This window comes from Streptomyces sp. NPDC024555, from assembly GCF_055559335.1.
Genome location: NZ_JBVHKV010000034.1, coordinates 58,042 through 67,638, shown reverse-complemented (window position 1 = coordinate 67,638; position 9,597 = coordinate 58,042). Strand labels below are relative to the sequence as shown.

The 9,597-nt window shown below is 72.7% G+C and carries 8 protein-coding genes; 6 read left to right on the top strand and 2 right to left on the bottom strand.

Features of this window, described 5'->3' with window-relative positions; all coding sequences use genetic code 11:
• A partial coding sequence (locus ACZ4FH_RS35890; protein ID WP_467310199.1) for a transposase occupies nucleotides 1–463 on the top strand: 463 nt, incomplete at its 5' end.
• Nucleotides 464–1,121: 658 nt separating this feature from the next.
• Entirely contained in the window at nucleotides 1,122–2,207 is a 1,086-nt protein-coding gene (locus ACZ4FH_RS35885) for a helix-turn-helix domain-containing protein (protein WP_467310198.1), read from the top strand.
• 241 nt (nucleotides 2,208–2,448) lie between these two features.
• On the opposite strand, the gene ACZ4FH_RS35880 is transcribed toward ACZ4FH_RS35885, so the two are convergent.
• Nucleotides 2,449–3,717, bottom strand: coding sequence for an activator-dependent family glycosyltransferase (locus ACZ4FH_RS35880; RefSeq protein WP_467310196.1), 1,269 nt, complete (start codon nucleotides 3,715–3,717; stop codon nucleotides 2,449–2,451).
• A 223-nt stretch (nucleotides 3,718–3,940) separates the two neighbouring features.
• Between ACZ4FH_RS35880 and ACZ4FH_RS35875 the strand changes: the two genes are divergently transcribed.
• The 4 genes from ACZ4FH_RS35875 to ACZ4FH_RS35860 all read left to right on the top strand — a co-directional run bounded on the left by ACZ4FH_RS35875 (nucleotide 3,941) and on the right by ACZ4FH_RS35860 (nucleotide 8,667).
• Nucleotides 3,941–4,948 (top strand): NAD-dependent epimerase/dehydratase family protein, encoded by a 1,008-nt coding sequence (locus tag ACZ4FH_RS35875; RefSeq protein ID WP_467310195.1) that lies wholly within the window; start codon nucleotides 3,941–3,943, stop codon nucleotides 4,946–4,948.
• Complete coding sequence (gene rfbH, locus ACZ4FH_RS35870) at nucleotides 4,945–6,255, top strand: lipopolysaccharide biosynthesis protein RfbH (protein ID WP_467310193.1); 1,311 nt, start codon at nucleotides 4,945–4,947, stop codon at nucleotides 6,253–6,255. Before ACZ4FH_RS35875 ends, rfbH begins: the two co-directional genes overlap by 4 nt.
• Nucleotides 6,256–6,389: 134 nt before the next feature.
• Nucleotides 6,390–7,421: a Gfo/Idh/MocA family protein gene (locus tag ACZ4FH_RS35865; protein WP_467310191.1), complete on the top strand. Its 1,032-nt coding sequence runs from the start codon at nucleotides 6,390–6,392 to the stop codon at nucleotides 7,419–7,421.
• Nucleotides 7,408–8,667: a macrolide family glycosyltransferase gene (locus ACZ4FH_RS35860; protein ID WP_467310189.1), complete on the top strand. Its 1,260-nt coding sequence runs from the start codon at nucleotides 7,408–7,410 to the stop codon at nucleotides 8,665–8,667. Before ACZ4FH_RS35865 ends, ACZ4FH_RS35860 begins: the two co-directional genes overlap by 14 nt.
• A gap of 42 nt (nucleotides 8,668–8,709) precedes the next feature.
• On the opposite strand, the gene ACZ4FH_RS35855 is transcribed toward ACZ4FH_RS35860, so the two are convergent.
• The gene (locus ACZ4FH_RS35855; protein WP_467310187.1) at nucleotides 8,710–9,573 is read right to left on the bottom strand and encodes a 1,4-dihydroxy-6-naphthoate synthase; all 864 of its coding nucleotides are present in this window, start codon (nucleotides 9,571–9,573) and stop codon (nucleotides 8,710–8,712) included.
• Between the last annotated feature and the right edge of the window lie 24 nt (nucleotides 9,574–9,597).

Genomic DNA, 9,597 nt, shown 5'->3' with positions numbered 1-9,597 from the left:
GAACACCTCCCTCAACGGCACGGGAGCCCTGTCCGTTGCGCCCCCGATCCCACACCGCACCATCACTCGACCGGTGGCCACTCTGAAAACGCTCACTGTCTTCCCCGGCAGGTTCACCTCACAGGTGTTCTGCGCGTTCCTCGACCGCCTCGCCCGGCACGCCGGCCGCAGGGTCCACGTGATCGCCGACCGGCATCCGGTCCACCGCAGCAAAGCCGTCGGGGCCTGGCTCGCCGAGAACGCCGGGCGCGTCGAACTGCATCTGGTGCCCGGATACAGCCCTGAGCTTAATCCCGACGAGCTGTTGAACGCCGATCTGAAGCACCACGTCCACGCGGCCCGAGCCACCTCAGCCGACGACCTCGCCCACGAGACCCGCCGCTTCCTGCGGCGACGCCAGAAGCAACCCCACATCGTCTGCGGCTACTTCGCCGCCCGCCACGTCCGCTACACGATCCAGTAGGAAACCCATCGGTTCCGGCTCAATAGCGGGTCTGGCCGCAGGGCGGGGGACTCGACGCCTGAGCCCGGATCCACCGAGTTGATTGCCGGGTGATCGTTTCGGCGGTCGTGCCGGGGTGGCCGGTTGGAGGGCGTGCGGTGTCCGCTGGTCTGTGCAGCTCTTCCACGTCTGTTCCGGGTTGGGCCCTGTCGGGGCGGGGCGGGGTGGTCGGTCGGTGATCGGTTCGGTGGTGCGTGCGCGGTGTCGAACAGGTCGGTGAAGGCGTACTGCCAGGGCCATCGGCCGGGGAGATGGAGCGTCAGGCGGCGGGCCGAACGGGCTTGTGAGGGCCGGAGCGTTGACGAGGTGGGCCCGCAGGGTTGCGGTGGTGGCCCTGGCGTGGAATGTGGAGGCCGGGGCACCGGCGGCCCGCAGCAGGTTGAACGCGATCGCCCACGTGGTCAGCCAGGCGTGGTTGGCCTGGAAGCGGCAGGGGGTAGGTGGGCGAGCGGGCCGGACTTGCCGTCCGCGATCACTTGCTCGATGACGGCGTGCTGCCGGTGGTGGAGCTCAGCTTGGAGCAGGGCGAACGGGCTGTAGGCGAACACCGGGTATCTGCTCGATAGCCCTCGGTTGACTCGCCGGACCGGCGTACCGTGGCGCTGGAGGTGGTCAGCCGATGACTACGGTACTGGCGGACAACGTCCGCAAGTACTGGCGCCGGGCCGGGATGAGCCAGGAAGAACTGGCTTACGCCGCAGGCGTCTCGCCGGGCACCGTCCGCAAAGTCGAGCAGGGCGGCACGGTCCGCATGGAGACCCTTCATACCCTTGCCCGCGCGCTGGACGTGACCACCGGCACGCTGATGGCGGCCGACGCCCCGGAACCCGTGGGCCGCGTGGAGGAACCGAACCGGGTGGACCTGATCCAGCTTCGTTCCGTACTCACTCCAGCCGTCGGGCTCGTGGACCAGGACGCCGAAGTGTTGGACGAGGAACCCAACCTGCGTGCCTTCAGCCGCACGGTGGCAGACGCGCGGGTCCTGTACTTCTCCGACAGCTACAAGAGCGTCGCGGCTCAACTGCCGGACCTGCTGCGCGATGCAGCGAGGGCCGTTGCCTACTACGGCAGTGGTGACAAGCACAGGCAGGCCCTACTGGCCCGCGCCGAGGCGCTGCGCCTGGCCGGTACCTACCTCACCCAGGTTCGGCAGTACGACATCGCCTACACCGCCCTGGCCCGCGCGATCACGGATGCCCGGCAGGCCGGGGACATGCTCGCGGCAGGCTCGGGCGTCGGCGGCATGTGCTGGCTGCTGGTGCGGCAGGGCCGACTCGACGAGGCGGAGCGGATCGCCGCCCAGAGCATGGACGCGGTGGAACCGAAGATCACCGGGGCCGAGCCGGACCACTACGCAGTCCGGGGCGGTATCGCGATGGAGGCCGCAGCCGCAGCCGTCCGTAACAACCGCCCGGATGCGGCCAAGGAATACCGGAAGGCAGCCCGCGTGGCGGCAGCCGCCGTCGGTACGTCGCACCGCAACGTCTCCCGGCACTGGTCCGTCTTCGGCCCGGTCACAGCGGCGATGAAGGCCCTCGAAGACTCCATGGTCGTAGGAGACGCCCGCGCCGTGGTGCGCAAGGCGGGCGAACAGGAAGAGTTGTCGCCCAAGGCGTGGAAACGCTTGGGCCGGCCCAGTGCGAACGACGGAAACCGCTTCACCCTCGACGTGGCACGCGCCCACACCCGGACCGGAGACCTGTGAGCAGCCCTGGATGAGCTGACCCGAGCCCGGGATGCGGCACCGGAGTGGATGCGGCACCAGAACATGGCCGCCGAGACCATGCAAGAGATCCTGGGCAAACGGAAGCGCACCCTCACAGCAGAGATGCGCGAGATGGCCGGCTACCTGGGCGTCGTCGGATAGCTACTACGCAACGTGATACTTCTCGAGGCTGATCGGGTGACGCGGACCAGGCCGAGAGATCAGCAGGTGAACGGAGCCGTCACGCCCGCCACGGAGCCGCGCGGCGCTCCTCCGTCAGCCGCTCCAAAACCGGGACCACCTCGGACGGCGACGGGTGCGCCAGTGCCTCGTCGCGCAGTCGGGCCGCGCCGTCCGTGAAGGAGGCGTTGGACAGGATGCGGGACACCTTCTCCACGACCGCTTCCGGCACCGCCCGGTCGTGGGGCAGGAGCAGACCGGCGCCCTGCTCCTCAAGACCGGCGCCCCGGTACAGCTGGTCGGCGACCGGCGTGGTCACGGTGAGCTGCGGCACGCCGTACACCAGGGCGTTCGCGTAGCTGCCGAAACCGCCGTGGTGGATCAGCAGGGAACAGCTCGGCAGCAGGGCGTGCAGCGGCACCGACTGCACCACGCGCACATTGCCGGGCACCGGGCCCAGCTCCTCGATCTGCGCGGGCAGCAGCGCGGCGACCACCTCGGCGTCCAGCTCGGCCAGGGCCTCCAGGATCTGCCCCTTGGGCACGTAGTCGCCGCCGTAGCGCTCGGTGTTGGAGGCGCCCAGGCTCATACAGACCCGGGGCCGCTCCGGCGGGGTGCGCAGCCAGTCCGGGACGACCGCCGGGCCGTTGTACGGCACGAACCGCACCGGCGTCCGCGGGGCCCCCGTGTCCAGCGCCAGGCTCTCCGGCAACGGGTCCAGGGTGAGCTGACCGGTCGTGAACTCCTCGGTGAACGCGCCCCCGAACTCCTCCGCCCGGCCGCCCAGCCACTCGGCCAGCGGATCCCGGCGCTTGTCCTCGGGCACCCCCGCCGCCAGATCCCGGAACAGCCGGCGCTTCATCACCCACACGTCGGCGAAGCACAGCGACCGCACATGCGCGGCCCCCACCACACCCGCGACCAGCGGACCGGCGTACGTGAGCGGGTCCCAGACCACCAGGTCCGGCCGCCACGAGCGGGCGAAGTCCACCAGCTCGTCGATCATCGGCTCGTTGTACATCGCGCTGCCGTACGTGGCCATCTGGGCCCGTTCCAGCTCGTCCTCGTAGCTCAGCTTCGCCGGATCCAGCTCGTTCCAGCTGGCCGCCTCCCACTCCTCCTGGGACTGGCGGTTCGACGTCATCGCCGCGCTGATCCCCTCGTTGCGGCCCGCCGCCACGGCCGTCATACCGGTCCGGGCGATCACGTCGACCAGCTCCTCGCAGCTGGCCACCCGGACCTCGTGCCCGGCGGCCCGCATCGCCCACGCGATCGGCGTCATGCAGAAGAGATGGGACTTCTCGGGAATCGTCACGAACAGCACGCGCACGGCGGACTCCTGGGAGCGGCGAGGATCAGGGCCCTCCCCAGAGTCGTCCGGCCGTCCCGCGCGCGGCGGACCCGGACCGGTCATCGGGGGAAACACCCAGAGTTTGGGTGCATGGCACCGCCACGGGTGTGTGCATCCCGGCGTCGCGTGGATAGTGGCGGCACAGGCGACCGCCCGGCCGGGCCGTCGCTCCAACGGACCAGAGAATTCCGGGGACTCGACGATGGACCCAGTGGGTTCCGCGGGCCGGCCGGCCGCCGTGGTGCTCGGCGCCGGCGGCTTCGTCGGCCGCACCCTGTGCGCCGCGCTGCGCGACGCCGGACGGCCGGTGGCCGCCGTCGCCCGCACCGGCCGCGGCCTGCCCGAGGGCTGCCGCCCGGTGGCCCTGGACCTCGACCGCGGCGACCCCGCCGACCTCGCCGCCGCGCTCGCCGCCCTGCGCCCCGACCTCGTCGTCAACGCCGCGGGCGCCCTGTGGAACGTCACCGACGAACAGCTCACCGCCGGCAACACCACCCTCGTCGAACGCCTCGTCGACGCCGTGGCCGCCCTGCCCGGAGCCGTCCGGCTCGTCCACATCGGCACGGTCTACGAGTACGGCGCCCACCCCGACGCGACCCTCGCCGAGACCCTGACGCCGCGCCCCGCCGGCCGGTACGCGCAGACCAAACTCGCCGGCACCGAGGCCGTCGTCCGCGCCGCCGCGCGGGGACGGATCGACGCCACCGTGTTCCGCATCCCGATCGCCATCGGCCCGCACGCCCCCGCCGCCGGACTGCTCGGCGGACTCGCCCGGCAGCTCGCCGCCGGCCCCGACGAGGTGCGGCTGCCGCCCCTGGACGGCGTACGCCGCGAGATCGTCGACATCCGCGACGTCGCCGACGCCGTGCTGTGCGCGGCGCGCGCCGGCTCCCTGCCGCCCGTCGTCAACATCGGCTCGGGCAGCCTCGTCCCGATGAGCGACGCGGTCGACGCGCTGGTCCGGATCGCCGCGGCCGATGTGCCCGCCCCGGCCGTCCTGCGCGTCCCCCCGTCCGCCGACCGCCGCGACACCGGAGCCGGCGAACGGCCCCTGGACATCGCCCTGGCACGCCGCGCCCTCGGCTGGGCCCCGGCCCGCACCGTCTCGGACGCCCTGCACGCCCTGTGGGACAGCATCCGCGTCCCCGCACCCCACCACAGCGACCGACCACCACACGACCACCACAGCGGACGAGGAGGGCATCCATGACGGACGCCGACGCGCGGTCCATCATCGAGCTGACCCGTAAATACCACCGGGACCAGGACGCCTCCGGGCAGGAGTTCGTCCCGGGCGTCACCCCCATCCTCCCGGCCGGCGCGGTCCTCGACGAGGACGACCGCGCCACGCTCGTGGAGCACGCGCTGAACCTGCGCATCGCCTCCGGCGCCACCGCCCTGCGCTTCGAGCGGAAGTTCGCCAAGGCGGTCGGCGTCCGCAAGGCCCATCTGACCAACTCCGGCTCCTCCGCCAACCTCCTGGCGCTCGCCTCGCTCACCGTGCCCGAGCTGGAGGACCGCAGGCTGCGCCCCGGCGACGAGGTCATCACCGTCGCCGCCGGCTGGCCCACCACCGTCAACCCGATCATCCAGTGCGGACTGGTCCCCGTCTTCGTCGACGTCGACCTCGGCACGTACAACACCACCCTGGAACGGGTCGAGGCCGCCATCGGCCCGCGCACGAAGGCCATCATGATGGCGCACACCCTCGGCAATCCCTTCCAGGCGACCGAGATAGCCCAGCTCGCCGAGGACCGGGACCTGTTCCTCGTCGAGGACAACTGCGACGCCCTCATGTCGACGTACCAGGGCCGCAAGACCGGCACCTTCGGCGACTACGCCACCGTGAGCTTCTACCCGGCCCACCACCTCGCCATGGGCGAAGGCGGCTGCGTCCTGTCCAACAGCGTGGAACTGGCCCGGATCACCGAGTCGATGCGCGACTGGGGACGCGACTGCTGGTGCGAGCCGGGCGAGGACAACAAATGCCTCAAGCGCTTCACGTACCAGATGGGCGAACTGCCGCACGGCTACGACCACAAGTACATTTTCTCCCACATCGGCTACAACCTGAAGTCGACCGACCTCCAGGCCGCGCTCGGCCTCAGCCAGCTCGGCAGGATCGACGACTTCACCGCCGCCCGCAAGCGCAACTGGCAGCGGCTGCGCGACGGACTCGAAGGCGTCCCCGGGCTGCTGCTGCCCGAGGCCACCCCCGGCAGCGACCCCAGCTGGTTCGCGTTCGTCCTCACCCTCACCGAGGACGCCCCGTTCCGCCGCGCCGAACTCGTCGAGTTCCTCAACGCCCGCCGCATCGGCACCCGGCTGCTCTTCGCCGGGAACCTGGTCCGCCACCCCGCCTACCTCGATGTCGAGCACCGGGTCAGCGGCGGACTGGAGAACAGCGACATCATCATGGAACGCACCTTCTGGATCGGCGTGTACCCGGGCATCACCGCCGAGATGACCGACTACATGGTCGCCTCCATCCGCGAGTTCGTCGGCAAGCACCACTGAGCGCGCCCGGCCCGGGGCCGCCCCGGGCCGGCCGCGCCCACGCACCGCAGCCAGCGAGAAGAGGGACACCATGCAGCCACCGCCCCACACCTCCGCGACCGCCCCCGCCCCGGGCACGGCCCGCGGGAGGCGCCGTGTCTGACGCCGAACCGACCGGCATCGCCGTCCTCGGCGCCGCCGACATCGCCTGGCGCCGCACCGTCCCCGCCCTGCTCGGCTGCCCCCGGCTGCGGCTCGTCGCGGTCGCCAGCCGCACCCCCGACAAGGCCCGCGCCTTCGCCGACCGCTTCGGCTGCGAAGCGGTCACCGGCTACGAACGGCTCCTGGCCCGCGACGACATCGGCGCCGTCTACATCCCCCTGCCCAACGCCCTGCACGAAGCCTGGGCGGAAGCCGCCCTGCGGGCCGGCAAGCACGTCCTCGTGGAGAAGTCCCTCACCGTGAGCACCGCGGCCGCCCAGCACCTGGCCCGGCACGCCCGGGAACGCGGCCTCGCCTTCATGGAGAACTTCGCCTTCCTCCACCACCCCCAGCACCAGCGCGTGCGCGACCTCGTCGCCGAGGGCGCCCTCGGCACCCCCCGCGTCCTCACCGCCTCCTTCGGCATCCCCAGGGCCGACCCCGCGCTCATCCGCTACAGCGTCCCGCTGGCCGGCGGCGCGCTCCGCGAGACCGGCTGCTACCCGCTGCGCGCCGCCCAGCTCTTCCTCGGCGACGGCCTCGACGTCCTCGGCGCCCGCCTCGGGTACGACGAGGACGGCGGCTGCGACATGTCCGGCTCCGTCCTCCTCGCCGACGACACCGGCCTCACCGCCCAGTGCGACTTCGGCCTGGACCACGCCTACCGCAACACCTACGCGCTCTGGGGCAGCGAAGGACGCGTCGAGGTCGACTGGGCGTTCACCCCGCCCCCCGGCCGGCCCACCCTGCTGCGCCTGCGCCGCGGAGAGCACACCGAGGACATCACCGTGCCCGCCGCCGACCAGTTCCTGCGCGCGGTCACCGCCTTCGCCGAGGCCTGCGCCGACCCCGCCGCCCGCGCCCCGCACGCCGCCGACGCCGTCCGCCAGGCCACCGTGCTCGCCACGGTCCTGGACCGGGCCGGCGCACCCGCCCGCAGCCGGCCCGAACCGGCCGGGACCAGGAGGAGCCATGTCCCCGGCTGACCCCACCGCCCCCGGGCGGAGCGGACGCCATGTGCTGTGGCTGGGATTCCCCGCCTACGGGCACCTCAAGGCCACCCTCGGCATGACCGAGGAACTGGTGCGCCGCGGCCACCGCGTCACCTACGTCGTCTCCGAGCGCTACGCCGCCACCGTCGCGGACACCGGGGCCCGCGTCGTCACGTACCCCTCGGTGTTCCCGCAGACCATCACCTCCGAGGAGAGCGCGACGACGATGCTCCTGGCCTTCCTCCGGGAGAGCTTCGCCCCGCTGGAAGCCGCCCTGGACGCGGCGGCCGCCGACCCGCCCGACCTGGTCGTGCACGACGCCCTCGCCTCCGACACGGCTGCCGCCGTCAGCCGGCGCCACGGGGTCCCCCTCGTCCGGACCTACGCCGGATTCGGCACCAACGCGCAGGTGCCGCAGAACGGCACCGAGGACGACCCCTCGCGCGCCCCCGTCGACCCCGACGACCCCCGGCTGCGCGATCTGGCCGCCGAACTCACCGCGCGCGTCGAGGCGGCCGGCGTAGCCCCGCTGTTCGCCGACCGCCCCGCCGACGGCGACGACGCCGTGCTCAACCTCTCGTTCGTCGTCCGGGAGTTCCAGATGAAGGGCGACACCTTCGGCGACGACTACCTGTTCGCCGGCCCCTGTCTGCGCGCGGCGGACTTCGACGGGGCCTGGGAACCCCCGGCCGGCGACCCGCCCCTGCTGCTCGTCTCGCTCGGCACCTCCGTCAACCGCCGCCCCGGCTTCTTCCGGCGCTGCGCCGAGGCCTTCGCCGGCACCCCCTGGCACGTCGTGATGACGCTCGGCCGCGGCACCGACCCGGCGGACCTCGGGCCCCTGCCGCCCAACGTCGAGGCCCGCTCCTGGATCCCGCACCTCAAGGTCCTCGCGCACGCCACCGCGTTCGTCTGCCAGGGCGGCACCGGAAGCCTGATGGAGGCCTTCCACCAAGGGGTCCCGGCCGTCGTGGTGCCGCAGCAGCAGGACCAGAACGCCACCGCGCGACAGGTCGTCGACCTCGGCCTGGGCCGCGCCCTCGACCCCGCCGACCTCGACGGGGAGACCCTGCGCGCCGCCGTCGAAGCCATCGCCGGCGACCCCGCGACGCGCCGCCGGGTCGAAGCGCTCAGCCGGCACGTGCGTACGGCCCCCGGGGCCGTAGCCGTCGCCGACCGCCTGGAGGCCGTCATGGCCGCCCGCACCACCGCGGCGGCCCCGGGCCACGCGGCACCCTGACGGGGAGCGGTCCTGGGCACACGCCCCAGGGCCGCCCCCGCCTCACCGGGCGAAGGGCACCGGCTCCAGCGCGTCGGACGGGACCGCCGGGACGGCCCCCGCCTGTGCCGCCCGCTCCAGGAGGGAGCGGACCGCGGCGAGCCCGCCCGCGCCGAGTTCCTCGGTGTACTCGTTGACGTACAGCTCGATGTGCTGCTTCTGCACCTCGGGCGCGAGCTCCTGCGCATGGGAGCGCACATGCTCCCGCGACGCCTCGGGATCCGCCCAGGCGTGCCGGACGGAGGCGCGGACGGTCGTGGCCAGCTCCGCGAGCCGCCCGGCCCCCAGGGAGCGCCGGGCCACGATCGCCCCGAGCGGAATGGGCAGCCCGGTCCGCTCCTCCCACGCCTCGCCGAGATCGACGAGACGGTGCAGCCCGTACGTGTGGAACGTGAAACGGGCCTCGTGGATGACGAGGCCCGCGTCCACCTCACCGTCCCGGACGGCCGGCATGATCCGGTCGAACGGCATCACCACCGTGCGTATCTCCTGCCCCGGCAGGGCCTGTTCGGCCCAGAGCCGGAACAGCAGGAAGGCGGTGGACCGCTCGGTCGGGATCGCGACGACGCGCCCGGCGAGATCACCGGGCGCGCAGGCCGTACGGGTGAGCAGCAGCGGCCCGCAGCCGTGGCCGAGCGCGCCGCCGCAGGGCAGCAGCGCGTACCGGTCCAGCACATACGGCAGCGCCGCGTAGGAGATCTTCAGTACGTCCAGCTCGCCCCGTGCCGCCATCCCGTTGGTGACGTCGATATCGGCGACGGTGAGGTCGACGGGGGGCGCCCCGGGCAGCAGTCCGGCCGTCCACGCGTGGAAGGCGAACGTGTCGTTGGGGCACGGCGAATGGGCGAGTTCCAGAGGGCTTGCCATGATTCCTGTTCCTTCGGCGGAGCG

Bases quoted from the DNA above. Each gene is read 5' to 3' on its own strand.
- ACZ4FH_RS35885 (WP_467310198.1), top strand. From the start codon at position 1,122: ATGACTACGGTACTGGCGGACAACGTCCGCAAGTACTGGCGCCGGGCC.
- ACZ4FH_RS35875 (WP_467310195.1), top strand. From the start codon at position 3,941: ATGGACCCAGTGGGTTCCGCGGGCCGGCCGGCCGCCGTGGTGCTCGGC.
- rfbH (WP_467310193.1), top strand. From the start codon at position 4,945: ATGACGGACGCCGACGCGCGGTCCATCATCGAGCTGACCCGTAAATAC.
- ACZ4FH_RS35860 (WP_467310189.1), top strand. From the start codon at position 7,408: ATGTCCCCGGCTGACCCCACCGCCCCCGGGCGGAGCGGACGCCATGTG.
- ACZ4FH_RS35855 (WP_467310187.1), bottom strand. From the start codon at position 9,573: ATGGCAAGCCCTCTGGAACTCGCCCATTCGCCGTGCCCCAACGACACG.